Annotated in this window: 22 protein-coding genes; 11 read left to right on the plus strand and 11 right to left on the minus strand. The window is 47.3% G+C overall.

Annotation, left to right across the window (positions count from 1 at the left end):
* Positions 1-302: 302 nt before the first annotated feature.
* Positions 303-1,013: a phosphatase PAP2 family protein gene (locus QZ938_RS21010; protein WP_293353100.1), complete on the minus strand. Its 711-nt coding sequence runs from the start codon at positions 1,011-1,013 to the stop codon at positions 303-305.
* A 159-nt stretch (positions 1,014-1,172) separates the two neighbouring features.
* On the opposite strand from QZ938_RS21010, the gene QZ938_RS21015 reads away from it, so the two are divergent.
* Positions 1,173-2,252, plus strand: a complete 1,080-nt coding sequence (locus QZ938_RS21015; protein ID WP_293353098.1) for a M23 family metallopeptidase — start codon at positions 1,173-1,175, stop codon at positions 2,250-2,252.
* 136 nt (positions 2,253-2,388) lie between these two features.
* Here QZ938_RS21015 and QZ938_RS21020 read toward each other — a convergent pair whose 3' ends face one another.
* Both QZ938_RS21020 and QZ938_RS21025 read right to left on the minus strand, forming a co-directional pair.
* On the minus strand, positions 2,389-2,952 hold the full coding sequence (locus QZ938_RS21020) for a Uma2 family endonuclease (protein WP_293153376.1): 564 nt from the start codon (positions 2,950-2,952) through the stop codon (positions 2,389-2,391).
* A 128-nt stretch (positions 2,953-3,080) separates the two neighbouring features.
* The gene (locus tag QZ938_RS21025; RefSeq protein WP_293153381.1) at positions 3,081-3,314 is read right to left on the minus strand and encodes a hypothetical protein; all 234 of its coding nucleotides are present in this window, start codon (positions 3,312-3,314) and stop codon (positions 3,081-3,083) included.
* 180 nt (positions 3,315-3,494) lie between these two features.
* Between QZ938_RS21025 and QZ938_RS21030 the strand changes: the two genes are divergently transcribed.
* The gene (locus tag QZ938_RS21030) at positions 3,495-5,681 is read left to right on the plus strand and encodes a flavin-dependent dehydrogenase (RefSeq protein WP_293153384.1); all 2,187 of its coding nucleotides are present in this window, start codon (positions 3,495-3,497) and stop codon (positions 5,679-5,681) included.
* 234 nt (positions 5,682-5,915) lie between these two features.
* On the opposite strand, the gene QZ938_RS21035 is transcribed toward QZ938_RS21030, so the two are convergent.
* The 3 genes from QZ938_RS21035 to QZ938_RS21045 form a co-directional block, all read right to left on the minus strand.
* A complete protein-coding gene (locus tag QZ938_RS21035; protein WP_293353096.1) occupies positions 5,916-7,253 on the minus strand; it encodes a hypothetical protein in 1,338 nt (445 codons plus the stop codon).
* A gap of 213 nt (positions 7,254-7,466) precedes the next feature.
* Positions 7,467-8,132 (minus strand): (2Fe-2S) ferredoxin domain-containing protein, encoded by a 666-nt coding sequence (locus QZ938_RS21040; RefSeq protein WP_293353094.1) that lies wholly within the window; start codon positions 8,130-8,132, stop codon positions 7,467-7,469.
* A gap of 89 nt (positions 8,133-8,221) precedes the next feature.
* Entirely contained in the window at positions 8,222-8,467 is a 246-nt protein-coding gene (locus QZ938_RS21045) for an Asr1405/Asl0597 family protein (RefSeq protein WP_293353092.1), read from the minus strand.
* Between the two features lie 355 nt (positions 8,468-8,822).
* Between QZ938_RS21045 and QZ938_RS21050 the strand changes: the two genes are divergently transcribed.
* Complete coding sequence (locus tag QZ938_RS21050) at positions 8,823-9,365, plus strand: Dps family protein (protein ID WP_293353090.1); 543 nt, start codon at positions 8,823-8,825, stop codon at positions 9,363-9,365.
* Positions 9,366-9,483: 118 nt separating this feature from the next.
* Here QZ938_RS21050 and chlP read toward each other — a convergent pair whose 3' ends face one another.
* Positions 9,484-10,704 (minus strand): geranylgeranyl reductase, encoded by a 1,221-nt coding sequence (gene chlP, locus QZ938_RS21055; RefSeq protein WP_293153397.1) that lies wholly within the window; start codon positions 10,702-10,704, stop codon positions 9,484-9,486.
* A gap of 553 nt (positions 10,705-11,257) precedes the next feature.
* Between chlP and QZ938_RS21060 the strand changes: the two genes are divergently transcribed.
* Together QZ938_RS21060 and QZ938_RS21065 are read left to right on the plus strand one after the other, a co-directional pair.
* Positions 11,258-11,650: a hypothetical protein gene (locus QZ938_RS21060; RefSeq protein ID WP_293153403.1), complete on the plus strand. Its 393-nt coding sequence runs from the start codon at positions 11,258-11,260 to the stop codon at positions 11,648-11,650.
* 174 nt (positions 11,651-11,824) lie between these two features.
* Positions 11,825-12,697: a serine protease gene (locus tag QZ938_RS21065; protein ID WP_293353088.1), complete on the plus strand. Its 873-nt coding sequence runs from the start codon at positions 11,825-11,827 to the stop codon at positions 12,695-12,697.
* A 41-nt stretch (positions 12,698-12,738) separates the two neighbouring features.
* On the opposite strand, the gene QZ938_RS21070 is transcribed toward QZ938_RS21065, so the two are convergent.
* Together QZ938_RS21070 and QZ938_RS21075 are read right to left on the minus strand one after the other, a co-directional pair.
* Positions 12,739-14,739 carry a tetratricopeptide repeat protein gene (locus QZ938_RS21070; RefSeq protein ID WP_293353086.1) on the minus strand — a complete coding sequence of 667 codons (2,001 nt, stop codon included), beginning with the start codon at positions 14,737-14,739 and terminating at the stop codon, positions 12,739-12,741.
* 252 nt (positions 14,740-14,991) lie between these two features.
* Complete coding sequence (locus QZ938_RS21075) at positions 14,992-15,573, minus strand: COP23 domain-containing protein (RefSeq protein WP_293353084.1); 582 nt, start codon at positions 15,571-15,573, stop codon at positions 14,992-14,994.
* 106 nt (positions 15,574-15,679) lie between these two features.
* Here QZ938_RS21075 and QZ938_RS21080 point away from each other — a divergent pair, with 106 nt between their 5' ends.
* Together QZ938_RS21080 and QZ938_RS21085 are read left to right on the plus strand one after the other, a co-directional pair.
* A complete protein-coding gene (locus QZ938_RS21080; protein WP_293353082.1) occupies positions 15,680-16,729 on the plus strand; it encodes a serine/threonine-protein kinase in 1,050 nt (349 codons plus the stop codon).
* 42 nt (positions 16,730-16,771) lie between these two features.
* The gene (locus QZ938_RS21085; RefSeq protein WP_293178549.1) at positions 16,772-16,993 is read left to right on the plus strand and encodes a hypothetical protein; all 222 of its coding nucleotides are present in this window, start codon (positions 16,772-16,774) and stop codon (positions 16,991-16,993) included.
* A gap of 58 nt (positions 16,994-17,051) precedes the next feature.
* Here QZ938_RS21085 and QZ938_RS21090 read toward each other — a convergent pair whose 3' ends face one another.
* Both QZ938_RS21090 and hisD read right to left on the minus strand, forming a co-directional pair.
* Positions 17,052-17,480, minus strand: coding sequence for a universal stress protein (locus QZ938_RS21090; RefSeq protein ID WP_293353138.1), 429 nt, complete (start codon positions 17,478-17,480; stop codon positions 17,052-17,054).
* A gap of 444 nt (positions 17,481-17,924) precedes the next feature.
* The gene (gene hisD, locus QZ938_RS21095; protein ID WP_293353080.1) at positions 17,925-19,238 is read right to left on the minus strand and encodes a histidinol dehydrogenase; all 1,314 of its coding nucleotides are present in this window, start codon (positions 19,236-19,238) and stop codon (positions 17,925-17,927) included.
* Between the two features lie 1,204 nt (positions 19,239-20,442).
* Between hisD and rpsT the strand changes: the two genes are divergently transcribed.
* From rpsT to rpoB, 4 genes are all read left to right on the plus strand, one after another.
* Positions 20,443-20,742 (plus strand): 30S ribosomal protein S20, encoded by a 300-nt coding sequence (rpsT, locus tag QZ938_RS21100; RefSeq protein ID WP_293153433.1) that lies wholly within the window; start codon positions 20,443-20,445, stop codon positions 20,740-20,742.
* Between the two features lie 56 nt (positions 20,743-20,798).
* Positions 20,799-20,942 (plus strand): hypothetical protein, encoded by a 144-nt coding sequence (locus QZ938_RS21105; protein ID WP_293153436.1) that lies wholly within the window; start codon positions 20,799-20,801, stop codon positions 20,940-20,942.
* 117 nt (positions 20,943-21,059) lie between these two features.
* On the plus strand, positions 21,060-21,839 hold the full coding sequence (locus tag QZ938_RS21110) for a TatD family hydrolase (RefSeq protein ID WP_293153439.1): 780 nt from the start codon (positions 21,060-21,062) through the stop codon (positions 21,837-21,839).
* 602 nt (positions 21,840-22,441) lie between these two features.
* Positions 22,442-25,828 (plus strand): DNA-directed RNA polymerase subunit beta, encoded by a 3,387-nt coding sequence (gene rpoB, locus QZ938_RS21115; RefSeq protein ID WP_293353078.1) that lies wholly within the window; start codon positions 22,442-22,444, stop codon positions 25,826-25,828.
* Positions 25,829-25,903: the final 75 nt, after the last annotated feature.

The raw sequence follows: 25,903 nt of genomic DNA on the forward strand, positions 1-25,903 counted from the left end.
TCACTACGAACCTTGCTCTTCCTGGTTCGTAGTGAGGACTTTAGTCCTTCTTAAATGGGGACTGAAGTCCTCACTACGAACCTTGCTCTTCCTGGTTCGTAGTGAGGACTTTAGTCCTTCTTAAATGGGGACTGAAGTCCTCACTACGAACCTTGCTCTTCCTGGTTCGTAGTGAGGACTTTAGTCCTTCTTAAATGCGGACTAAAGTCCTCACTACGAACCTTGTTCTTCCTGGTTCGTAGTGAGGACTTTAGTCCTTCTTAAATGCGGACTAAAGTCCTCACTACGAACCTTGATTATGGTTATTTTTCAGCCATATTTTGATAGTCAGGTGACAAAAACTTCTCTTCAGGAACAGGACGAGAATCATGAAACTGCTTCCATACTTTTAAACTAAGAATGCAAGCAAGCAGCCACACAAAACCCGCAATATAACCAGCAATAACATCCGTAGGCCAGTGAACTCCGAGATAAAGCCGGCTCAAACCAATGCCAGCAATTAATACAACTGTCAAGCCGTAAATCAACCAGCGCTGTCTGGGAAAGCGCGCAGCCAAAAAATATCCTAGCAAACCATAAACAACCATTGAAATCATTGCGTGTCCGCTAGGAAAACTGTAAAACTTTACCTCAACTGCACGCTCCCAAAGTTGAGGTCGATCGCGCGCAAAGAGTTGTTTTAAAAGCATATTTAAACCAACAGCCCCAGCGCCGGTAATTGCGATAGTTATGGCTTCCGATCGATGTTTGCGTACCCACAATATGATACCCAAACTCACGCTCAGCATCAGCAGCAAATTTGGTTCCCCCAAAGATGTCAAGGCGAGCATGATGCGATCGCGCACCGGATCGTGCAGGCTCCTGAGATATAGTAAAATTGATTTATCGAAAGCGTCTGTTTCCGAGTCCAAAACCTCATGGGCAATGGTGGCAAATGCCCACATCGCCAAACCAGCAACAGCCAGCCCACCAAGCCGAATTATCGAAATTAGCGATCGAATTTTAGAGAGCATTTTTTAAGTAATTAACAATTAATTATCAAAAACAGACAATAATACAACAAATCTAGGAAACGAAAATGCCCGATCGATCGTCTAGATTCCTGAGCAAGTATATTTTGAATGATTAATTGATTTTTCACTACCCACCTCAGCTTTACATCCCACTGGCGAATGATTTTACTATCAAAAAAACAGATTTCTACAATTTTGTTGACCGTGGGGTTGACAAGTATTTCTAGTTGTGGTAATAACACCGGAGTTAATGCGCCGATCGCCCAAGCCAACACGATCGCCCAACGCCTCGTCTCCTCAGCAGTCGCCCAACAGCCCAACAACCCCAAATTCGGTCAGCCGATCGCCTGTACCCTAGGAAAAGACTGTTTTGTGATGCACTATTTCGATCGCGATCCAAGCCCTGCCGCCGTTGAATTCGGCTGCGGGCGACAAACCTACGACGGGCACGACGGCATAGATTTTGCCATTCCCGACGCCAAAGCAATGGCTAAAGGAGTCCCCGTTGTCGCCTCCGCTGCGGGCAAAGTTTTGCGAGTGCGAGATGGCGTAGTCGATCGGCGTTTGCAAAACCAGACAGACAAAACCAACGTCGCAGGTACAGAATGTGGCAACGGGATGGTAATCGATCACGGCGCAGGCTGGGAAGCCCAATATTGTCACCTCCGCCAAAACAGCGTGGTTGTAAAACCGGGAATGCAAGTACAAAAAGGTACTGTTTTGGGGATGGTAGGAAACTCAGGTATGGCATCTTTCCCCCACGTACACGTCACTTTTCGGTACCAAGGCAAGCCAGTAGATCCGTTTGTCGGCCCCGATGCCAAATTAGGTTGCAACACTGCCCGCAATCCAATTTGGGACAAGCCGATCGACTATGTTCCCACCGGTTTAATTCGCGCCGGTTTTGCCCCCAAGCCGCCGGATGAGAACACTGTCTGGGCGGGACAATTTTCTGAGACTAAATTACCTGTAAACAGCCCGGTTTTATTGTTTTGGGTGCAGAGTTACGGAGTCCTTAAGGGCGATCGCGAACAATACAAAATCTTTGCACCCGATGGCAAAACTATCGTCAATACCAGCAAGGAAATTCCAGCCCCCAACCGCACTTGGTTGGGTTATGTCGGCAAAAAAAACAGCACAAATTCTCCCCTCATTCCCGGAGTGTGGCGCGCCGAATATCGGTTGACGCGGGGCGATCGGGTTCTGGAAGAAGTTAAGCGAGAAGTTGAATTGCGTTAGTCAGTTGACTGTTGTGGGTTGACCTTGGCAATATTTAATCCGTGTCTCCGTGCCAAAATTACTCTCTTGTGCTTCCTTTACATCCGTTACATCCCGTACATTGCTTGTTGCCGAACTTCCTTCTTCCTACCGAAGATTATTTCAGCAGCCAGCCAAACAGTTCTCCGACACTCAACCGCAGTTCGCTAGCGAAGGACGGCACAGGTAGCAGCATTTCTGGTCGATCAAATACTGCTGTCTGTTGCTGGGGAAGATAAACAAAAACACATTGTTCGTCAGGATCGATCATCCAGCCCATTTGAGTTTCATGATTTAAGCAATGCAGAATATTTTTAGTAACTTTAGTCTGACTTTGGTCTGGCGACAAAATCTCAATTGTCCAATCAGGAGCTAGGGGAAAAGCATTAGCAATTTCGCCGTTATCATCGGCAGGAATTCTGTTCCAGACAAATACTGAAACATCAGGCACTGTTGACCTGCCACCAAAGGTACACCGGAGTTCTGGAAATGCCCGTGCAACTTTTTTGGGTTTCAATATAGCGTTAATAAAAATAATTAGTTCACATTGAGTTGCACTGTGTTTTCCCTGTGGCATTGGCTTCTGAATAATTTGATTGTCAATGTATTCGCTGGCAGGTTTAGTTTCTGGGAGTTGGAGAAACTCTTCTATAGTTAAGGATTTTAATCTTGTTTGTACCATTTTAAGTTTACTTATAATTAGGTATAGCCTTTCTCGAAAAAGCGAGGTATGCCCTATGCCCACGGAGGCCTATGCCCATCAGTACCTCATCTTTCTGAACAAGGCTATGAGTATTTTAGCAGTTTACTCTAAGGTAAATTTTCCCAAGCTTGAGCCACAATCTCACTCAGCCAACGCCTTTGAGTCAAATCGAGCAGATTGTCGTCCGCCAGTACCTCAGCCTTTAACTCATCCAAAGACTGCGATCGCGATCGGGCAATCTGAACCACACCCACGATCGCAGATGCCACCAATTCTTCATTCAGCGGCTGCTGTCGCAAAGCAATCATTTCTTGAGGATTCGTAGGAATGGGATAATTCATGATATTGCATACCCAAGGGAATAGATATTCAGCCACTGCGGGGTTTCCAGGCAATTAGCTAAAAATCTGAGAACAATGTAAACTTATTTAAAACTAAATAAGTATTTGGGAGTATAGCCTACTTTGCTCCCTTGTCAACTCCCCCATCTTTATGAATTTATTGAGAATTGAGACATTAAAATGCAAGAAATTCTTTATTTAGAAGTCCCCACACCGGATACAGCAGCCGTCTGCACTTGGTTGCAACAGGAATTCGATCCCGGAATCGGAGAAAAAATTATTACTCCTGACGGTTTTCGCCTGCTTTCCAACGTCACAACAGCCGAATTGGTCAAATCTGGAGCTCAAAATGCTAATCTAAAACCGACATTCACTGGTAGCAATTCCGAAAACCGCAATTCGCGATCGACAGAACTTTCGACCTTTGTCTGGTCAGTCCAGCGTACAACCTATCTAAAAGTCTTTCGTCTAGAAGACGCGCCCGCTGGAGAAAGAAAGTTCCTAGAAGCTCTGAATCTGGCTGTAAGAAACAAGTTTCCAGAGCGATACCCCCAACCCCCTGTCATAGACCTCTCCAAACAGTCAATTTTTGAAGCTCTTGCCCCCTATTACCCCCTCACCGTCAAATACTTCCAAAAAATGCCCAAAGGCGACTACGACCTACAGCGCGTCTACTGGTGGGAGCAGCGCTGGCGTGAAGGTACTCGCAATCCTCAAGCGCCAAAGCAAGTAGTGTTTTTGAAAGAAGAAGGTTCGGCAACGAGCACTGTACAAGATGTAGCGGATGTAACGGATGTTAAGAAGAATGTAAAAAGTACAGTTGCGGTGTCCGATTCTAGGGATACTGTTTACGACTTGATTTATATTGGCGGGGCTTTGGGGGTAATTCACGCCGCAGTCATGGCGAGATTGGGCTACCGAGTGCTGCTGCTGGAAAGAATGCCTTTCGGGCGGATGAATCGCGAGTGGAATATTTCGCGGGATGAAATTCAAAGCTTAATTGATTTGGGTTTGTTTACGGCTGCGGAAATCGAAACTTTGATTGCGCGAGAATACAAAGATGGCTATAACAAGTTTTTTGATGCTAACAATCCGCCCGTTGCTCAAGCCCCAGTCCTGCACACGCCGAAGGTGCTAAATATAGCTTTAGATGGCGAGAAATTGCTGTATTTGGCGGGAGTTAAGCTAACAGAAGCTGGTGGGGAAATTTGGGACGAAACTGAGTTTGTTAGAGCCGATGTTGAAGCGAAAAAAGTAGTGGTTCAGGCCACCCACTTGCCGACAAAAGCCGATCGCACAACCTCCGCCAGACTGCTCGTCGATGCCATGGGTTCAGCTTCTCCCATCGCTTGGCAATTGAACGGAGGGCGGGCATTTGACAGCGTTTGCCCCACCGTCGGAGCTGTCATTGACGGAGGATTTGAGCCTGGAGTTTGGGATTCCGACTACGGGGATGTTCTCTACAGTCACGGCGACATCTCCCGGGGACGCCAGCTCATTTGGGAACTGTTTCCCGCTGCTGGTGGAGAACTCACCGTTTATCTTTTTCACTACCACCAAGTACATCCCGAAAATCCCGGTTCTTTGCTAGAACTGTACGAGGACTTTTTCACTATTTTGCCGGAGTACCGCCGCTGCGATATCGACAAATTGGTGTGGAAAAAGCCGACTTTTGGTTATATTCCGGGGCATTTTAGCAGCAACAGCAGCGATCGCGCCGTGGCAGTCGATCGCCTAATTGCGATCGGCGATGCAGCATCTTTGCAATCTCCCTTAGTATTCACCGGTTTCGGATCCCTCGTCCGCAATCTTTTCCGCTTAACTGACTTGTTGGATACAGCATTAAAACACGATTTATTAAGTGCCAATCACTTAAACCAAATCCGCGCTTACCAGAGCAACGTGTCAGTAACTTGGCTGTTTTCTAAAGGGATGATGGTTCCCACCGGCCGCAGTTTGCCACCCCAGAGAATTAATTCAATTCTCAATACCTTCTTCGGTATTTTGGCAGGACAAGAACTCACCGTAGCCGAAACTTTTATCAAAGATAGAGTCGATTGGCTAACTTTCAATCGATTGGCGATTGAAGCAGCCGGAAAAAATCCTTCTCTCCTGCTGTGGATTTTAGATTTTGTCACCTTGCGCGATGTTTGGCGCTGGTTGGGGAGTTACTTGACTTTTACTCTGTTGGCTTTAGCTAGTTGGTTGTTCGGATGGCTGCCCAGTTTCGCCCGCAAGGTACAGCCTTGGTTGGAACCCAGGTATCCGGGTGTTTGGTTGTGGCTGTTGGCTACCAGCTATGCTCTCACCTACGGTATGGGAAAGGGAAAAAAAGAGTTTTCAGTTGATAATTGTCGTCAGACTTAGGTATGTAGTTGGGCTTCAGCGCTCTTTATAAATATTAGGGAAGAGGGCTAAAGCCCAACAACGTACCAATTACCAACTTGCATTTGCTATCGAAAACTTGGCAATTCAATTTCAGCCGAATGCAGTTTTATTGTCGTCAGACAATTTAGGTACGTAGTTGCGCTTCAGCGCTCTTTTGGGATATCGGAAAGAGGGCTAAAGCCCAACAACGTACCAATTACCAACTTGCGTTTGCTATCGAAAACTCGGCAATTCAATTTCAGCTAGCGATCGACGTTTTTTAGAAGAGCGCAACGGATTGGAAATCAAAGTCAGCCACTCGGGTTGTCCGGGTGCTGTAGGTTTCACCGCACTCGATCGCACTTCCTGAAGCCCAAAAGTTTCAACTGAATTCAAAATTTTAACCGCCTTGGCCAATTCTTGGCTGCCTAAGGTAGGCGCAGCAGTTTCTGGTTCTGGTTCAGGCTCAGCCGCCGGTAGTTGAGGTTCCGCAACCCCAAGGGGCGAGTTTGTTTCTGGCTCAAACGGCTGGTAGGTTTCGGTCTTCTGTAATAGAATGCCGGATGCTTGGGCTAATTTGTTAAGTTCCGTATTGGCGATCGATTCAGGATCGATCGCATATTCAGCAAACGCTGCCTCTACATACTCTTCGGGATCTGACCAAGCTTGGACAGGGGAAGCGTTGAAGGCTGGCGGTAGCGGACTCTGAGAGCTTCTTACCGCCGCTAGCAAGGATTCTAATTGCTTGTGGGCGCTATCCTCCGCATCATGAGGTGGCTCAATAATTGGAGATTTCTGTGGCCTTTCCAGACTTTTTTCCAAAGCAGCTTTAAATTGCAGAGTGTGGCGCTGCTGGCGGTGCAAGCGCGATCGCAATTCCCTGCAAACATTTTCGGTAGCTACTAGCTGGTGAAACTGTTCGTTGTAGCGCTGCACAGTAGACGCACATTCTCGCTCCACAATCGCTAACCTGGTTTGGCTGGTTGCCAACTGACTGCTTAAACTTTCCACTAAAATTTCTTGACCTTGCAGAGTTTGATGGGAAACTTCCACTTTCCCAAACAGTCGCGTCAATTGTTCTTGAATGCTTTCTAGTTCAGCAGTCCGCTGTTCTAGTAACGTTTCGCGATTCTCCAATTTGTTGTGGGACTCTTCGAGGGCTGTTTCTAGCTGAGCGATTCGCTGCAAAAGGTCGCGGTTGCATTCGTGCAGCGCTTGCATGAGGGTAACTGGTGTCGATCCTTTGTTCTTAGCCTGTTCGGCATTCCCAAGCAGATTTTTGAGATTGTCTGAAATCACGGGCGATCCCACCTCTGGCGGCTGTGTCTGAGATGGCAAATTGTTCGGGGAGGGTGTTGTGGGAATTGCATCTACGCTGATCGCGTTGGGAAAATCTAGTGTTTGCCAGTCTTCTTCTGGCTGTTGGGGCACCGTTGCGGGAGTATCTGTCGGACGGGGGGCGATCGGCTCAAAACCCCCAGCAGCAGCAAAATTTGACTGCAATCGTTCGTTCTCGGATCGAACAGCAGGGTGGAGTTGGTGCTGACTGGCTCGAAGATCAGCTTCTGACATGGCTTTCTATCCCAATAGTCACAGGGTCTCAAATACAGTCTATCCTTATAGATTCTCCAAAAGGAAGTCCCTGGTTATTGGTTATTGGTTCTTGGTTATTGGTTATTGGTTCTTGGCCAAGCAGGGCATTGGGCAAGCAGGGCATTGGTCACAAGCAAAATTCTCCGATTGGGGACTCGGACATTCGGGCATTCCGAGATTTCCTGCGATCGGCTAAACTTTAACAACTGCAAAATGTTTGTCAACAATTGCTGCAACTTCTGCCGGTTTGATGCGACTGTAGCGAGTTTTGTCCGGCATCACCACTATATTTGGCGCTGCTTTGCACTGTTTGAGACATCCGGTTCCCTGAACAGTCACTTGCTCTTCTAAACCCCGCGCCTTCAAAGCATTTTCTAAAGCTTTACAGACTGCTGCGCCGCCCCGCTTTTGGCAGTCAGATTTTTGACATACTAATATTTTGGTTTGAGTTTTTGCCGCAGCTTTGACAGTTTTAGCTGCGCTAGGAGAGCTGAATTCGGTTTTGCCGATCGCGCCATCGGATGTCAGTACCCCAGCAGGTACGCTGGTAGAGTCGAGGTGTTCGGGCGATCGATCGTTGTGGCCCGGAGCCAGAGTGAGGCTGCTAGCTTTCAGTTTTATTTTACCGTTTTTCAAATTTAGTTCTTTCTCACCTGCAACTAGAACTCTCAACCCAGGAGTCAAAACAGGCGCTAAAAATGACCGTAATTCCTTAGAAAGTTTAACAAGGTACTCTACTTTGCGATCGCTGCTAATACGCAAATATTTAAGTTTATAACCATCTTCAATAATCAGGCTGAGGATTTCTCCCTCTAGGCTGAATTCAGAAACTTGCTTGCCAGACTTATACATTGTCATAACTCCGTTACATCCGTTACATCAGTTACATCCGTTACTTGCATCCGTTGCCGAACTTCCTTCTTCCTTCGGGCTTTATCCTTCGGGCTTTACCCAATTTGCCAGCAGCACTCCAGCAACTGCACCAGTTCGCGCCGAGGGGCACTAACTTGCCTCAACACGCTCATTACCTGAGCAGCTTGTCTGACAGTGTTGACTTTTACCCGCAAAGGTTGGTCAACCGCACACCAGCAGGGAATTTCGAGTTCTTGCAAGCGTTTGTAAACTTGCCACCTGTCTAGCCAACTAACTTGCACAATCTCACAAACTTCTAATTCTCGATCGGCTGGATTCATCTTATGACAACAATAATAATTTGCATTAATTTTTACCCGGACTGATAGCCGGCAGAAGTTAAAAGCCAGATTTCAGAAGAGAATCAAGGATTGTCAAAAGCCCTTTCTGAAAAATTCAGCCTTTTGCCTGCTGCTTTCTGCCTTCGGAAGATTCGCCCCACTTTCAGGCAGCATTCAGAACGAGCATCTTTTTCCAGCATAACGCAACTGCTAATAATTCTCAATAGGTTTGCAAAAAAATTTTCCTACTCTCGAAACTCTATCACTATGAAGCCAGACCCTGCTTGACTGCTAAATTTAGGGTGCTAGACTGACTCTATTGGCAACAAAACAGCCTATTGAGAGGAAAACACTAATGGCCCAGATTCAGAGTGCATTGAGACCATTTGGTCACATAGCTGAAAACCCAATTTTGTTAGAACATTCCGTCAGTGCACCGATTTGTGAAGGGATGAACGCGCTGCTGGCGAGTTTTCAGGCTCTATACCTGCAATATCAAAAACATCATTTTGTCGTGGAAGGGGCAGAATTTTACTCCTTGCACAAATTCTTTGAAGAAAGCTATGGAGAAGCTCAAGATAGCGTCCACGAATTCGGCGAACGCTTGAACGGATTGGGAGGCATACCAGCAGCCAGCTTTAGCAAGTTAGCCGAGCTGTGCTGTTTCGAGCCGGAAGCCGACGGCGTGTATTCGTGCCGCCAAATGCTGGAACACGATTTAGTCGCAGAACAAGCTATTATCGGTTTGTTGCGGCGCCAAGCATCACAAGCAGACAGTTTGGGCGATCGAGCTACGCGCTACCTCTACGAAAAAATCCTGCTAAAAACAGAAGAGCGAGCTTACCACATTTCCCACTTCCTCGCCCCCGACACCTTAGTGCAATTGAACTTGAATTAACAATTCTTCTTCTTTCTCTTCCTTCGCGCCCTTTGCGCCTTCGCGGTTCGTTAATCTTAGCTCTAAAAAAAGCGAGCAGTCACAACTGCCCGCTTTTTTATACCAAGTGCGTTAAAAATTAAGGAGCTAAAGCACTACCGCGCAACAAGCTACCAATAGTTTTCGCAGTAATCTTCATCTGAATCAAGGGATTAGCCGGTACTACAGTCTTATACAAGTAGCTATCGAATGTGAGCTTCTGCACATCGCGATCGGCACACATTTCCACAAAAGCTTCGCGAGTAGCATCGGAACGGTAGAACACGCGCTGCAAAATGTCAAGCACCTTGTAGGTAATACCGTAAGCCTTATCCCACCGCTTCAGATACAGCTTAATTTCTTGTTCAGTCGGAATCCGCGCGCCCTTATTGGAAATTTCCACAATAGTTTCAGCGCACATCCGGCCAGACTTAGCCGCAAAATAGATACCTTCGCCCGAAGACTTGGTAACATAACCGGCAGCGTCACCTACAAGAGCAACTCGGCCAACAACCCGGCGGGGACGCGGATGTTCTGGGATGGGGTGAGCTTCCACTTTAATGATTTCACCGCCGAGGAGTTTTTTGGCAGCGCGGGCGCGGACTCCTGCTTGCAGCTTTTTGATATCGGCTTGATTGACTTTCATCGTGCCGGTACCGACGGCTACGTGGTCGTATTTGGGGAACACCCAGGCGTAGAAGTCGGTGGAAACGTCATCGCCGACGTACATTTCGGCTAGACCTTCGTAGTAAGCCATTTTATCTTCTGGCAGGCGGATGCGCTCTTGGAAGGCGATCGCATAATTGTAGTCACCAGCATCAATCGCCTTTGCTACGCGGGAGTTAGCGCCATCAGCGCCGATTACCAAATCCACTTTCAGAGTTTTCTGAGTTCCCACAGCGGTGCCGTTGGAGTGGTCGGCGTAGTGGAGAATGTAAGGGTCGGTGTTGTTGCCTGGAATTTCTAAGGTGTGAACAGTACCGTTAATCAGTTTGGCACCTAAGGAAGCAGCCCGATCGCGCAAAAAGCCATCAAGGACTTCGCGGCGGCACATACCGATGTATTCGTGTTCGTTTTCGATATTGATATCCACCTCTACGTTGGAGGGGGAAATCATTTTCATTTTTCTGACTTGGCGATCGATAATACTTTGTGGCAAGTCAAATTCTTCAACCATGCACAGAGGAATTGCCCCACCGCAGGGTTTAGCGTTGTCTAATTTGCGTTCAAATAAATAAGTTTCGATTCCTGCTTTTACCAATGTTTCGGCGGCGCAAGAACCCGCTGGCCCAGATCCAACAACTGCAACCCGTAGTGTCAAAGCTTTTCTCCCAATTTTTTCTATAAGTCTTTACCCAGTCAGATGTGATGGTATCACGGAGTTTCTGTGCTGTGGGGTGAGAATCGGAGATTTAAATGAAATGCAACAGAGCTTAACAATTGGATACAAAAATGGGGTTTTTGATGCTGGTTTCTATGGAAAATCTTAAATTTTTCATGGTAGATGAATGCGGATGGACGCTAATGTGCGATCGAATTAAATACTGTAGGGACACAACATTGTTTATTAGTGTCAACTTCGCAAAGTTAAAACTTTTTGTATATCTCGTTTATCGCCGAGGCCCGATCCCCCTAAATCCCCCTTAAGAAGGGGGACTTTGAGAAGAATCTTGTCCCCCCCTTTTTCAAGGGGGGCTAGGGGGGATCAGGGTCTTGAGCGCCAGACAGAAGACTGGCATTACGTTTGACCTTAAACACTGCCGTGTCCTAGCCCCGATATCTCGACTGAAAACTGTACGTGGGGCCGATCGAACTCCATGCAATTACGTTACATTTAAGTTACGTTAAGCTCCTATATAAAATTTCAAATTGCTATGCTAGGTAATTTTCAACAAAGCCAATTGCGGATTGAGGTTGAAGCTTCGGAGACTGCGATTCGGGACAGTTTGGTACGTCCTGTGCAGTTGCAGCAGTGGCTGTGGCCTCAGCAGTTTTCTAAGGGTTTGCCCGAATTGCTCGATCGGGAATTGACATTCACAAGTTGGATTGGCCCGGTAGCGGTGCAGCACTATGTGGAAATTGCAGAGTCAAATTGTCTGCGGCTGTTGTTGAGTCAGGGAATTGACGGGTTTCACGAGTGGTATTGGGGCGACGGTTGGGTGCAGTCTCGGTTGGAGGGAGTGTCGCTGCTACCGCTGAATTTGGGACAAACCGCTAGTTTGTTGCGGCTGCGGGAGTTTTTGACAGGGAAGGGGAAGGGGAAGTAGGGGAAACAAGTGCATTAAACTCGAAGTCCGCCAGGGGTTAAAAACCCCTGTCTAGTCCTCTAAAGAGGACTCATGAGTTCTTCAGTCCTCTTTAGAGGACTTTTGCTTTGAGGCAGGGGTTTCAACCCTTGCCGGACTGCGGATTTAACGCGGTTATTGACACTGACTGGAAACATGAAATACGAACCAGCAAAACCTGTAAATTGGTGGGAATTTATACCAATGTTACTACTATTAACTGCCACATTAAATACTTTCTATCGACCAACGCCGGAACATTTTTCAACCACACCTCCTGCTATCTCCGAACCAGTTAATCAGCAAGTTTCCGAAATTGCAAATCTTGTCACTGTCAGAATTTTATCTGATTCTGTCTCCGGTTCGGGCGTAATTATTCAACATCAAGGCCAAACTTATACTGTTTTGACTAACAATCATGTGGTAGCTGATAATAAGGACAAAACTTATCAAGTATTGACAGCCGACGGACGGACGCATATTGCTAAATGGCTTCGTTCATCTCAGTTTGGTAAAGTAGATTTAGCTTTAGTGCAGTTTACCACTTCTCAATCCTATCGAGTTGCGGAAATCGGAAACTCAAATAAGCTATCGGTGGGAGATGCGGTTTTTGCGGCTGGTTTTCCCAATTGGCATTGGATTAATTCAGAGTCTATAGAGAAGACTCGGAATTGGGGGCTAAAAGCTTTTAAGTTAACGAGTGGGAAAGTGGGAATGTTGCCCGCTCAATCCCTTGAGAGTGGATACCAAGTTGGTTACACTAATGATATTGCTGAGGGGATGAGTGGCGGGCCTGTATTGGATGGTTCTGGCAAGTTGGTGGGGATTAATGGCAAATCGAAATATCCTTTGGGGGGAATTGATGTGTTTAAGTTGGCGGATGGGAGTGTGCCTTCTCAGGCTGTTTTTCGGCAGATGGAGGCTTTGAGTTGGGCGATTCCGATTGGGACTTTTCAGCAGGTGAGTCATCAAGATGATAAATCGGATTTCTTCTTAGGTTTTTCGCTGCTAAATTTAGGTTTTTTCTGAGAAATTGGGTGTTTTTGCGTAAGTCCTATCTCAGGTTGTCGCTACTGTGCTGATAATTTTTGAATCCTGTTGATAGCATCTTGGTAATCACTGGTTTTTCCTTGTTGCTTGTACAAGTCAGCGGCTTTTTGATAATCTGCGATCGCATTCTGTGTTTCCCCTAGGGCAGACTTGGCACTACCCAGACCGTAGTAGGCAGCAGCATAGTTGGAACTAATTTTAATAGCCTGGTCATAATCTGCGATCGCCTCTTCATTTTTCCCTTGACGATACTTGACTGAACCCCGACTAGCGTAGGCAAAAGCATAGTTGGGATAAAGGTCGATCGCCTTAGTATAATCCGCGATTGCCTCATCTTTTTTTCCAATATCCGATTTGGCATAACCCCGATAGGCGTAGGCAGCAGCATAGTATGGACTAAGGTCGATCGCCTTAGAAAAATCTTTGATTGCTTCTTCTTTTTTCCCTAAGTCATCATTGGTATAACCCCGCTTGTAGTAAGCATTAACATTGTTGGGATTAAGGTCGATCGCCTTAGAAAAATCGGCGATCGCATCATCTTTTTTCCCTAGGTCATACTTGGCCAAACCCCGATTGTAGTAGGCATCAGCATTTTTTGGATTAAGGTCGATCGCCTTAGAGTAATCCGCGATCGCCTCTTGTTTTTTCCCTAGGTCATAGTTCGCACTACCTCGATATAGGTAGGCAGCATCATTTTTGGGGTTAAGGTCGATCACCTTAGTATAATCCGCGATTACCTCTTCTTTTTTCCCTCGGTCATAGTTGGCACTACCCCGCCTGAAGTAGGCAAGAGCATTTTGGGGATTAAGGTCGATCGCCTTAGAATAATCGGCGATCGCCTCTTCTTTTTTCCCTTGGTCATAGTTGGCTAAACCCCGACCAACGTAGGCAGAATCATAGTTCGGATTAAGGTCGATCGCCTTAGAATAATCGGCGATCGCCTCTTCTTTTTTCCCTTGGGAATACTTGACTACACCCCGATTATAGTAGGCATCAGCATAGTTAGAATTAAGGTCGATCGCCTTAGTATAATCTGCGAGCGCCTCTTCTTTTCCCCCTAGATCATCCTTGGCATTACCCCGGCCGACGTAGGCAACAGCTAATTTTGGATTAAAATTAATCGCCTTAGTATAATCATTAATAGCCTCCTGTTTTTTGTCTAATTTGTTATATACCCAACCCCGACTATAATAGGCATCAGCATAGTCTATTTTTAGTGATATCGCCTTATAAAAATCAGCGAGAGCACCCTTGAAATCTTCTTGATTTGCACGAGCAACTCCTTGATTGTAAAAGTCATTAGCATCATTAAGTTGACTGCCTTTAGCTTTGAAACTTTTAGGGTCTAAAAAAATCTTAATCGGAATCCCAAATTTCCATTTTGGATCCACTCCGTTTTGCCTATCTCCGCTGGCATGAATGCCAATAACTTCCCCTTTTTGATTCAGCACTGGTCCACCACTCATTCCAGGGCTTGTCTCGTTATTATACCTCCAACCAAACCCTTGAACCTCCAAAGGTTTTGATACTAAACCGATAATTACACCAGGAATTGTTACCACTTCGCGTACTTTAATTACTTGACTAACTTCCGGTGCCCCAGTAACAGAAACGCTAGTACCTTCAATAGCTTTATCTGAGTCTCCCCACTTCGCCAACTTATAATTTTTGTCACTCACAAATGTCAACACTGCCAAATCCATACCAGCTACAGGTACGGTTGCATTCGATGCTAATACTTTATATGAGATGCGATCCGGTGTCAAAATCAAACAAGTTCCCTTCGCCTTCTTAACCACATGATGAGCAGTGAGAACAGAATAAGTATTGCCATGTTTATTGAATATTACTCCTGAACCCGCTGTACTGCACCCATCAATTGTAACAGCTATTTCTTTGGCTGTTTTAGCTACTTCTTCACCAGAAGACAAACCAGAACCCAAAATTCTCGGAAAACTTTCACACCCACTAACTACTAAACCAAGAACTATAACAATAGATAATCTACGCAACACAATCATATTTATCTCTGACTAATTATTTCAAGTTTTGTTTTTTATCTGTATGACAATTAGTAAGCTGCGTCAGTTGGTTAAACCATAATTTTTTGTACTAAGCTTAAAACTGACGCACCCTACATAGTAGGTTTCCCAAAATTTTGTGTGTATTCGCGGAGCACTGGGCAATTTCTTGGAACCAAAGTCATGATTTATTATCCTCAATTTTCGCCCAAATGCTTCACCCGTACAAGTTATAATTCTCCTTCGATTGCCCTACTTTATTGCCAAGTTGCTACCTACTAAGTTTATCAATAAAATAGAAGAAGAATTAGCATTTTCAGAAACGGTGACACCAGTAGCCTTGCCCTCATTAAATCTCAAAATTTTTTCCAAGGCTTCGTGAGGGTTTTTGGAATTCTGGTCACTGAGAGTAAATAGCATATTTTTAGAAGTACATTCTGTGCTTGACTTATCAAGAACACAAACAACGTTTTGATTATTTACAAAACCCACTGTTAATTGCACATCATCTAATTTACCACCACTATCAGCAACAGCTTTTGTCAGTTTTTCTGAGACTATTTCACAGCGTTTATCGGGCGTATAGTTTCCCCCAAATTCTGTGGTATCCCAGGTAATTAGAGGGGCTTTAGTAGTTATATTTCCTTTTTCCACAGTAGTTGCCCAGCCACTCCCTTGCTGAATGCACTTAAAGACTGTAGGTGGCTCATTAGCTTCTGCCTGGGGAGTCGGAGCGGGAGCAGAAGCTGTCGTCGTCGAACAAGCCGCCGCGCCAAACAAAGTCAAAACGGCAGCCAGAGTTTGCGGAATCAAGCGATGCGCTTTTGTAGTCATAGCCTTTGCGGTAAATTTGAATAAAAACGCTTTCTTGACGGTTTTAAGAACTAAGCCGAATTGTATCCGAGTGTGTGAGAATTATAAAAAATATTATGACATAAAAATGATTGTAGGACAAACTCTTAACCGACGTTATCACATAATCCGTTTCTTGGGTCAAGGTGGATTTGGCGAGACATACCTAGCCGAGGATCGAGATCGACCTAACTATCCGCCCTGTGTCGTCAAGAGATTGATGCCCCAGTCCAATGAACCATCTGTTTTGGACATAGCCAAACGCCTGTTTGCAAGCGAGTCTCTAGTATTGGAGAACTTAGGGAAGCACGATCGCATTCCGCAGCTATTGGCTCACTTCCAGGAAAACCAAGAATTCTATCTCGTCCAAGAGTTGATTGTGGGACACGATTTGAGCGACGAACTCAACCCCGCTCACCAAATGGAAGGAAAAGGAGTTCAGCTCAAAGAAAGTGAGGTGATTCAACTTTTGTATGATATTTTAGAAGTATTGAAATTTGTCCATCAACACAAGATCGTCCACCGGGATATCAAGCCTTCCAATTTAATGAGGCGCGATGCGGATGGGAAGATTGTCTTGATTGACTTTGGGGCAGTCAAACAAATCAGCAGCCAATTGAACCATGCTACAGGGCAACCGCGAACAGTTCCCATTGGCACTCCCGGATATATGCCCAACGAACAAGAAAATGGGCATCCCAAATTGTGCAGCGATATCTATGCAGTAGGAATGGTAGGTATCCAAGCACTGACGGGGGTATTGCCTCACGAGTTGCCAAAAGACTCGCAGACGCTAGAAGTTATTTGGAGGGAAAGAGTATCAGTCAGTCCAAAATTAGCAGCTATTTTAGATAAAATGGTGCGACACCAATGGAAACAGCGGTACCAATCAGCCGATCAAGCATTACAAGCTATTAAACCTCTAGCAGCATCTTCAGTATCTCCGACAGTGGCTTCCCCTGCTCCCAGTTGGCCTTCACTCAACTTACCAAAAATACCGAAAATATTAATAGGTTTAGTTGCTTTAGGATTTGTGACTCTCACCGTCATCTTTGTAGTCCAAAATTATCCCCAATTTATGAGGATACAACCATATCCGCAGCCAACTGCGACCCCAAGGAAGAAAGGGATATTTTAAAGTCCAAAAACGCAAATTTTATCAAGTTACAAAATTAACATTATGAGTGGAAACAGAATTGACTGGAATTTAGTCGTGGGTATTACCGGACTCTTAATCACCTTTGTTGCTGCTATTCCCACGGTTTATATCTTTCAGGACAAAAGATTTTTCTGGGAAAGCGCTAAAGCAGAGCAGCAAATTCAACAACAACAGAATATTCAAGCTAAGCCAGAGACGGTGAAAGTCCGTCGAGATTTCGGGTTGGGATTTAAAAGTCGTTAACCAGGGCGAAAAATCACAAATTAGCAAAGTGAATTTCGTGGGGTCATGTCAATTCCCCTTACTTAGCCCGCACAACCAACACCGAACAAGGAGCCTCAGCCACAACCTCAGCACTCACCGAACCCTCCAAAATCCGCTTGACACCAGTCAAACCCCGACAGCCGATCGCAATTAAATCCGCTTTATAAATATTCGCCAAACGTAAAATTTCCTCCGCCGGTTCCCCGGCAACAATCTCCAACTCACTCTCGCAAGGCAAAGTTTCCTGATAAGATTGCAACAACTTCTCTACTTCTCGGTAAGCAATCTCATTTCCCTGAGCGTGAGGTCGATCGACCACCGCATCAAAATCCAACGTATCAGAACTCACAACATGAACTAAAATCACCTTCGCCGTCGGTTCTAGTTTAAACTGCCCCACAGCTTGCAAAACCTGTGCTGCAAACTCAGAATTGTCGATCGCCACCAAAACAGTATTCAATACAATGCACCTTTAAATATCAGATATTAGACTTTAAACTTCTTATTGATAGCCGCCTACTTTCCCCAATTTAGCGCTTCCCACCAACAGCATCATTACTACACAGAAACCCGGTTTCTTAACATAATTGCGTCATTCAGTTGACAGTTGACAGTTGACAGTTGACAGCGAATTCTACCAGAAAGGAAGAGAATTGGAGTAATGAATCGTCTGGTTTTAATTTCTCCTTACAAGCGAGAGGCTTTTAAGCAATTCTTTTTGGTAATTTAAGCAAGATAAGCTGTTCTACATTTAAATTGTATGTCAAAAATCACTTAAACACTCTTGTGGGACGTTGCTCCGAGTAGCGTCCCGAATATACAATTTAAATGTGCAACAGCTTATTGAAAGAAACCGGGTTTCTTAAGCCCGAAGTGCGTAAATATCGATCGCCAACCTCAACTCTACCATCTAAAACTCATCATCTCCCTCATTTCCAGTCCGCAAGCGCACCGAATCAGCGTGAGAAGGTAAACCCTCAGCTTCGGCCAACACATTAATCGCCCTACCCACCTTCTTCAGTGCAGCCGGCGAATATTGAATCAAACTCGAATGCTTCATAAAAGTTTCCACACCCAGCGGCGAAGCATAGCGCGGAGCACCAGAAGTCGGCAAAGTATGATTCGGGCCAGCCAAATAATCGCCCACAGCTTCCGGTGTCGATAAGCCCAGGAAAATCGCCCCAGCGTGCCGAATTTGGTCGAGCAAAGCCCAGGGATCTGCCACTTGCAATTCCAAGTGTTCGGGAGCAAACTCGTTAGACAGTTCCGCCGCCGCCTTCAGGGACTCAACCACTACTACTAAACCGTAATTGGCGATCGCCTTTTCCGTCAAAGTCCGGCGCGGGTGATTTACCAATTGTCTGTCAACCTCAGCCACTACCTTTCTAGCCAACACCGAATCCGCCGTCAGCAAAATCGCCGACGCCATCGAATCGTGCTCGGCTTGAGCCAACATATCCGCAGCTACGTGTACGGGATTCGCCGAAGCATCAGCAATAATCAGCACCTCCGACGGCCCCGCCAGAGAATCGATCCCGACAGTTCCGTAAACCAGTTTTTTCGCCAGCGTTACGTAAATATTCCCCGGCCCAGTAATTAAATCTACCTTGGGAATAGTTTCTGTACCGTAGGCCAAAGCTGCGATCGCCTGGGCCCCACCTACCCGATAAATCTCATCAACTCCCGCCTCCTGAGCCGCTACTAGCACCGCAGGATTCATTTTCTTCTCCTGTCCGGGGGGAGTACACATCACCAGTTTCGGAACCTTGGCGACCTTTGCAGGCACCGCATTCATGATTACCGAGCTGGGATAGGACGCCTGACCGCCAGGGATGTAAATTCCCGCGCGATCGACTGGCGTGTAGCGCTTGCCCAAAACAACCTCGTCATCACCAAACTGCACCCAAGATTTGGGGACGCGCTGTCGGTGAAACGCTTCTACCTGTTTGCAAGCAAGCCGGATGGCATTTAATAATTCTTTCGATATTTGCTGATAAGCAGCATCCAATTCGGCGCCACTCACGCGCAAATCCGCCGCATTTAGAGTCATGCGGTCAAATTCAGCAGTATATTGCAGCACAGCCTGATCGCCTTTGCGCCTTACAGCTTGCAGCACCTCCCGCACGGTGGCTTCTTTGTGAATAACAAGTTCGTCGTGGGTGCGATCGCAGATTCGTCGCAGTTCAGCTTGCGCCTCAACCCACTGAGTAATAATTCGCAGCATGGAGATTAGGAATGCCGTCAATAATTCACGCTTGATTTGCTTGACAATTGGGGATTTTTGTGACTATCTCCTGGATAAGTCAGCCACCACCAGCCCACAAGCTTAAACCGCGAGTCTCGCGGCTGTTTCAAAGGCTTCGTTTCCCATCGCCAGTGCAGCGTTTAAATCTCTGTCGAGGATTTTTTTGCCAAACTGACGACAATTGATACTCCCCAGCCCTAAAGGGACGGAGATTCTTGAAGAGTTCGTATTTGAACTTTCAAAGGCGAAATCAAAGCGCCTCTACCCACTCAGCTTAGACAAATCCAAACTTTGCGTATACTTTTAGCTTTTTTATGTTTTCGGAGTCCATCACTAATGCCAAAGATACGGTACGCTCAACAACCTGCCTTTTGTTTGCCCTTTAACTATTCCGAATCAAGTCGGATATGTCCGTTGCCGGGATTTCACCGCACTAGGTTGTTTCAACACGCAGATGGTTATTCTTACTTGCTACTTGAATTATATCAAATACTCAAGGCGGTTGAAACCGCCGCCGACTTATCCCCGTGTCTGAAGCCAGGGGCACGGGAGGCTCGTTTTTTGGTCATAGAACCGGGTGCACAGAGGGAGGGAGGAGGGGAGGAGGGGGAGAGGGGGAGAGGGGGAGAGGGGGAGAAGGAAAAAATCTTCCCTCTTCCTTCTTCCTTCTTCCCTCTTCCCTCTTCCTTCTTCCTTCTTCCTTCGACGAAGCCCAAATAACCCGTACTCTTTGTTATAGCTTAACTTGGATTTTTCAGGGAATGGGATTTTGAGCCGAATCGATGCTATATTAGTTTTTTCGACACCTGATAATTTTTTATAAAAAAACGCCAAGTTATTGTATACTTGAAAATTGCGCGCAATAAACCGTGACTTTAACTCGTGACGGTGTGAAACCCCGCAAGACGCCTCGATCGCACCCTTGTCATACCTTTGGGTATCGTCAGAGGTAAAAAAAGGGCAGTTAAATGAGTCAATTAAAAATTATTGCGCGATCGCTCTTGAACAAGTAGCCCCAGGCTCAGCTTGAATCCGATCGATCGGCTCATGGCTGACTCAGCTTTAAAAAAATCAAGCTTTTTGCGGCTCCCACCCGAAAAGATTGTCCCTCAAAATCTCCGTGTCTTGAGACTATCTTGAGACTATGATGTATCAATCAATACCTACTTCCACAAACTGAACTATGGCAAATATTAAGTCCGCCGTCAAACGAGTCAAAATCGCCGAGCGCAACCGCTTGTACAACAAGTCGTACAAGTCAGCGGTAAAAACTTTGATGAAAAAGTATTTTGCAGCCGTCGATAAATACGCCGCATCTCCGACACCAGAATTAATGCAAGAAGTCCAGCAGCGGATGTCTGAGGCCTATAGCAAAATAGACAAAGCTGTGAAAAAAGGTGTATTGCACCGTAACAACGGCGCTCGCAAAAAGTCCCGCTTGGCAAGAACCCTCAAGCCACACGAAACACAAGTAGCATCCTAAGACAGAAGAAGGAAGTTCGGCAACGATCAATGTACAAGATGTAACGGATGTACAGGATGGAAGTCCGATGGAAGTCGGAAGAAGGAAGAAGTTCGGCAACGGATTTTGTAACGGATGTAACGAATGTAAGGGATGGAAGTCCGATGGAAGTCGGAATAAGGAAAAAAGCAGCAGGAAGTAAGGAAGAAGGGAAAAAGTAGCAGGAAGCAAGGAAGAGAGAAGATTTGTTCCCTCTCCCCCTCTCCCCCTCCCCCAATCTCGCACTCCCCCCTCCCCCAATCTCGCACTCCCCCACTCTCTCAGTCTCCAATTCGCCCATGCAGCTCATCGATACTCACGTTCATATCAACTTTCAGACTTTCAAGTCGGAGTTAGAAGCCATTCGAGAACGCTGGCGCGAAGCTGGTGTAGTTCGATTGGTTCATTCTTGTGTAGAGCCCGAAGAGTTTGCTGGAATTCAAGCAATTGCCAATCAGTTTGCAGAAGTCTCTTTTGCGGTGGGGCTTCATCCCCTAGATGCCGCCAAGTGGAAAGACGAAACTGCAAGCCTGATTAGGGAATTGGCAAGTTCTGACTCTCGGGTAGTGGCGATCGGCGAAACAGGACTAGACTTTTTTAAGGCTGACGATCGCGAACACCAGTTTAAAGTGTTTGAGGCACAGCTTGAAATTGCCCGGGAACTTGACAAACCAGTCATTATCCACTGCCGCGACGCCGCCGCCCCGATGGCCGAAATGCTGCGGAACTTTTGGGAAAGACGCGGCCCGGTGCGCGGGGTGATGCACTGCTGGGGAGGCACGCCAGAAGAAACCCAGTGGTTTTTAGATCTGGGTTTCTACATCAGTTTTAGCGGCACTGTCACCTTTAAAAAAGCCTTGCAAATACAAGAATCAGCTTGTATGGTAAATAGCGATCGCATCCTAGTCGAGACAGATTGCCCTTTTCTCGCGCCCGTACCCCAGCGGGGAAAACGCAACGAACCAGCTTACGTCTATTACGTAGCCGAGCAAGTTGCTAAATTGAGAGGAGTTTCTCTGTTAACTTTGTCCCAGCAGACAACCGAAAATGCCTGTCAGCTATTCGGGTTGTCACTTTAGTTGCTAGCGCGTAGAGAAACGAGGAAAACAGGTGCAGTTCGGGGCAAAAGATAGGAAAAATCCCATCTATATCCCGATCCAAAAACCGGATTCATCCTTAATCTCAGATTCTTTGGGAGTTGGCGTAGTGCGATCGGATTTGCGTCCTATAATAATAAAAAGAACCGACCGATCGGGCGATCGCTTGCTCTGGGAGCCGTCGCAGTCGCCGAACTGCTAGCTTGGGCGAGGGCGCGCTAACCTTCCGGGCAGACAAAAACGTCAAGCAATACCTCAAACTTACACTCAATTTTACACATTACAAGCAACTTGGAACCTCAGCAATTTGGCAATAGCTGTAAAGTCAATTTTAGGAGTCAAATGTGTAAGGGATTTACCCTGGAGTACCAAGAGATCGGAGCTAAAAGAATCTCGATCGCAGGCAGAACCCGCACAAAAATAATGCGAGCAACCAATAAAAATAACCGTTGCAGCAGTTGGTAGGCGATCGAAAACATCATATAAATTCTCTCACACAATCCATCAAAAAAACGCAACAAGGTAAAAACGCCAAGCCTTGGCGCCATGTAAAAAGCTAGAGCCACTGCGGAAAAAGGACACCCATGACGACTAAAGATTACACAGAATTCGCCTTCACCTTGCCCGACTTGATCGAAATCCAGCGGGCAAGTTTTCGCTGGTTCCTAGAAGCCGGACTGATTGAAGAACTAGACAGCTTCTCCCCGATTACAGACTACACGGGAAAGCTGGAACTCCACTTCATCGGTAAAGACTTCAAACTCAAGCGCCCGAAATACGATGTAGACGAAGCTAAGCGCCGGGACAGCACCTACTCGGTGCAAATGTATGTCCCCACCCGCTTGATTAACAAAGAAACAGGCGAAATCAAAGAGCAAGAAGTCTTCATCGGCGATTTGCCGTTGATGACCGAACGCGGCACTTTCATCATCAACGGTGCGGAACGAGTCATCGTCAACCAAATCGTCCGATCGCCCGGGGTATACTACAAATCAGAAACCGACAAAAACGGCCGCCGTTCCTACAACGCCAGTCTGATTCCCAACCGCGGCGCGTGGCTCAAGTTTGAGACCGACAAAAACGATTTAGTCTGGGTGAGAATCGACAAAACCCGCAAACTGTCAGCCCAAGTGCTGCTAAAAGCCCTAGGCTTGACAGACGGCGAAATCTACGACAGCCTGCGCCACCCCGAATACTTCCAAAAGACGATCGAGAAAGAAGGACAATTCGGCGAAGAAGAAGCTTTGATGGAGCTCTACCGCAAACTCCGTCCGGGTGAACCCCCCACCGTAGCTGGTGGCGAACAGCTCCTCAACTCGCGCTTTTTCGACCCCAAACGCTACGATTTGGGCCGGGTAGGCCGCTACAAACTCAACAAGAAACTGCGGTTGACAGTCCCCGATACGATGCGGGTACTGACATCCCAAGATATCTTGACGGCGATCGACTATCTTATAAACCTCGAATTCGACATCGGCTCAACGGATGACATCGACCACTTAGGCAACCGTCGCGTCCGCAGTGTGGGCGAACTGTTGCAAAACCAAGTGCGCGTCGGATTGAACCGCCTAGAACGGATTATCCGCGAACGGATGACCGTTTCCGATGCCGACGCCCTCAGCCCTGCTTCCCTAGTTAACCCGAAACCGCTGGTAGCCGCCATTAAGGAATTCTTCGGTTCCTCCCAGCTATCCCAGTTCATGGATCAAACCAATCCTTTAGCAGAACTGACCCACAAACGCCGGCTGTCCGCCCTCGGCCCAGGAGGCTTGACTCGCGAACGCGCAGGTTTCGCAGTGCGGGACATTCACCCGTCTCACTACGGCCGGATTTGCCCCATTGAAACACCAGAAGGCCCTAACGCCGGACTCATCGGTTCTTTGGCAACCCACGCCCGCGTCAACCCCTACGGCTTCATCGAAACCCCATTCTACCCAGTCGAAAAAGGACAGGTACTGCGGGACAAAGCCCCGGTTTACATGACAGCCGATGAAGAAGACGACTTGCGCGTCGCCCCCGGAGACATCAGCCTCGACGAAAACAACAACCTCTTGGGCGAAACCGTAGCCGTGCGCTACCGCCAAGAATTCACCACCACCACCCCGATGCAGGTGGACTACATGGCGATTTCGCCAGTGCAAATCGTCTCCGTCGCCACCTCCCTGATCCCGTTCTTGGAACACGACGACGCCAACCGAGCTCTGATGGGCTCGAATATGCAGCGGCAAGCTGTGCCGCTACTGAAACCAGAACGCCCCCTCGTGGGTACGGGCTTGGAAGCTCAAGCCGCCCGAGATTCCGGGATGGTGGTAGTTTCCAAAATTAACGGCGAAGTAATTTACATCGACGCTACCCGGATTATTGTCAAGCCCATGGCGGTAGATGCTGAGTCGAATTCCAGCGAAGAACATTTCATGATTCGCGAATACGACGAGCTCAGAGCCAAACAGCCCTCGGTGTGGAAGCAAAAATATGCCGGCTGCATCGAACACGAATTGCAAAAATATCAGCGCTCTAACCAGGATACCTGTTTAAACCAGCGTCCTTTGATCTATGAGGGCGATCGCGTCGTAGCAGGTCAAGTGCTCGCCGACGGTTCCTCCACCGAAGGCGCCGAACTCGCCCTGGGACACAACATCCTCGTAGCATATATGCCCTGGGAGGGATACAACTACGAAGACGCCATGCTCATTAGCGAGCGTTTGGTGTACGAAGACGTATACACCTCGATTCACATCGAGAAATACGAAATCGAAGCCCGCCAAACCAAACTCGGCCCCGAAGAAATCACCCGGGAAATTCCCAACGTCGGCGAAGACGCACTGCGCCAGCTAGACGAACAGGGCATCATTCGCAAAGGTGCTTGGGTAGAAGCCAGCGACATTTTGGTAGGGAAGGTGACTCCGAAAGGCGAATCCGACCAACCCCCCGAAGAAAAACTGCTCAGAGCAATCTTCGGCGAAAAAGCCCGAGACGTGCGCGATAACTCCCTCCGCGTACCCAACGGCGAAAAAGGCCGCGTCGTGGACGTGCGCGTTTTTACCCGGGAACAGGGCGACGAACTGCCCCCCGGCGCCAACATGGTTGTCCGCGTTTACGTAGCCCAAAAACGCAAGATTCAAGTCGGCGACAAAATGGCCGGCCGCCACGGTAACAAAGGTATCGTCTCCCGGATTCTGCCGATGGAAGATATGCCCTACCTACCCGACGGCACCCCGGTTGACATCGTGCTCAACCCGTTGGGCGTACCGTCGCGGATGAACGTAGGTCAGATTTTCGAGTGCTTGCTGGGCTGGGCCGGCGAAAATTTGTCGATGCGGTTCAAGATGGTGCCGTTTGACGAAATGCACGGGGCTGAAAAGTCGCGGGAAACCGTTCACGGCAAGTTAGAGGAGGCGCGCGAAAAAACTGGCAAACCTTGGGTATTTAACGAAAAACACCCAGGCAAAACTATAGTTTACGACGGCCGCACCGGCGAACCGTTCGATCGCCCGGTAACAGTCGGCATCGCCTATATGCTCAAACTCGTCCACTTGGTAGACGACAAAATCCACGCCCGGAGCACGGGCCCTTACTCGCTGGTAACGCAGCAGCCTTTGGGTGGCAAAGCGCAGCAGGGGGGTCAGCGGTTCGGAGAAATGGAAGTTTGGGCTCTCGAAGCGTTCGGCGCAGCTTATACTTTGCAAGAGTTGCTGACTGTCAAGTCGGACGATATGCAGGGTAGAAATGAGGCTTTGAATGCGATCGTCAAAGGCAAAGCTATTCCCCGCCCCGGTACGCCGGAATCGTTCAAAGTGCTGATGCGGGAGTTGCAGTCTTTGTGCTTGGACATTGCCGTGCACAAGGTGAATACGAACGACGAAGGCAGCGAGCACGTAGAGGTAGATTTGATGGCAGATGCTGGCGGGCGGCGATCGCCCTCCAGGCCTACTTACGAATCGCTTTCTCGCGACGAACTCGACGAGGATTAGAGATTAAAGATTTTAGATTTTTTGGCAACATTCAATCTAAAATCTTTAATCGATACTCTCAAATGAAAATGCCTC

Origin of the sequence: Microcoleus sp. CAWBG27 (genome assembly GCF_020883145.1) — a bacterium.
Lineage (GTDB): Bacteria > Cyanobacteriota > Cyanobacteriia > Cyanobacteriales > Microcoleaceae > Microcoleus.

Coding starts and splice junctions, on each gene's coding strand:
- QZ938_RS21010 (WP_293353100.1), bottom strand. CDS start 1,013: ATGCTCTCTAAAATTCGATCGCTAATTTCGATAATTCGGCTTGGTGGG.
- QZ938_RS21015 (WP_293353098.1), top strand. CDS start 1,173: ATGATTTTACTATCAAAAAAACAGATTTCTACAATTTTGTTGACCGTG.
- QZ938_RS21020 (WP_293153376.1), bottom strand. CDS start 2,952: ATGGTACAAACAAGATTAAAATCCTTAACTATAGAAGAGTTTCTCCAA.
- QZ938_RS21025 (WP_293153381.1), bottom strand. CDS start 3,314: ATGAATTATCCCATTCCTACGAATCCTCAAGAAATGATTGCTTTGCGA.
- QZ938_RS21030 (WP_293153384.1), top strand. CDS start 3,495: ATGCAAGAAATTCTTTATTTAGAAGTCCCCACACCGGATACAGCAGCC.
- QZ938_RS21035 (WP_293353096.1), bottom strand. CDS start 7,253: ATGTCAGAAGCTGATCTTCGAGCCAGTCAGCACCAACTCCACCCTGCT.
- QZ938_RS21040 (WP_293353094.1), bottom strand. CDS start 8,132: ATGACAATGTATAAGTCTGGCAAGCAAGTTTCTGAATTCAGCCTAGAG.
- QZ938_RS21045 (WP_293353092.1), bottom strand. CDS start 8,467: ATGAATCCAGCCGATCGAGAATTAGAAGTTTGTGAGATTGTGCAAGTT.
- QZ938_RS21050 (WP_293353090.1), top strand. CDS start 8,823: ATGGCCCAGATTCAGAGTGCATTGAGACCATTTGGTCACATAGCTGAA.
- QZ938_RS21060 (WP_293153403.1), top strand. CDS start 11,258: ATGCTAGGTAATTTTCAACAAAGCCAATTGCGGATTGAGGTTGAAGCT.
- QZ938_RS21065 (WP_293353088.1), top strand. CDS start 11,825: ATGAAATACGAACCAGCAAAACCTGTAAATTGGTGGGAATTTATACCA.
- QZ938_RS21070 (WP_293353086.1), bottom strand. CDS start 14,739: ATGATTGTGTTGCGTAGATTATCTATTGTTATAGTTCTTGGTTTAGTA.
- QZ938_RS21075 (WP_293353084.1), bottom strand. CDS start 15,573: ATGACTACAAAAGCGCATCGCTTGATTCCGCAAACTCTGGCTGCCGTT.
- QZ938_RS21080 (WP_293353082.1), top strand. CDS start 15,680: ATGATTGTAGGACAAACTCTTAACCGACGTTATCACATAATCCGTTTC.
- QZ938_RS21085 (WP_293178549.1), top strand. CDS start 16,772: ATGAGTGGAAACAGAATTGACTGGAATTTAGTCGTGGGTATTACCGGA.
- hisD (WP_293353080.1), bottom strand. CDS start 19,238: ATGCTGCGAATTATTACTCAGTGGGTTGAGGCGCAAGCTGAACTGCGA.
- rpsT (WP_293153433.1), top strand. CDS start 20,443: ATGGCAAATATTAAGTCCGCCGTCAAACGAGTCAAAATCGCCGAGCGC.
- QZ938_RS21105 (WP_293153436.1), top strand. CDS start 20,799: ATGGAAGTCCGATGGAAGTCGGAAGAAGGAAGAAGTTCGGCAACGGAT.
- QZ938_RS21110 (WP_293153439.1), top strand. CDS start 21,060: ATGCAGCTCATCGATACTCACGTTCATATCAACTTTCAGACTTTCAAG.
- rpoB (WP_293353078.1), top strand. CDS start 22,442: ATGACGACTAAAGATTACACAGAATTCGCCTTCACCTTGCCCGACTTG.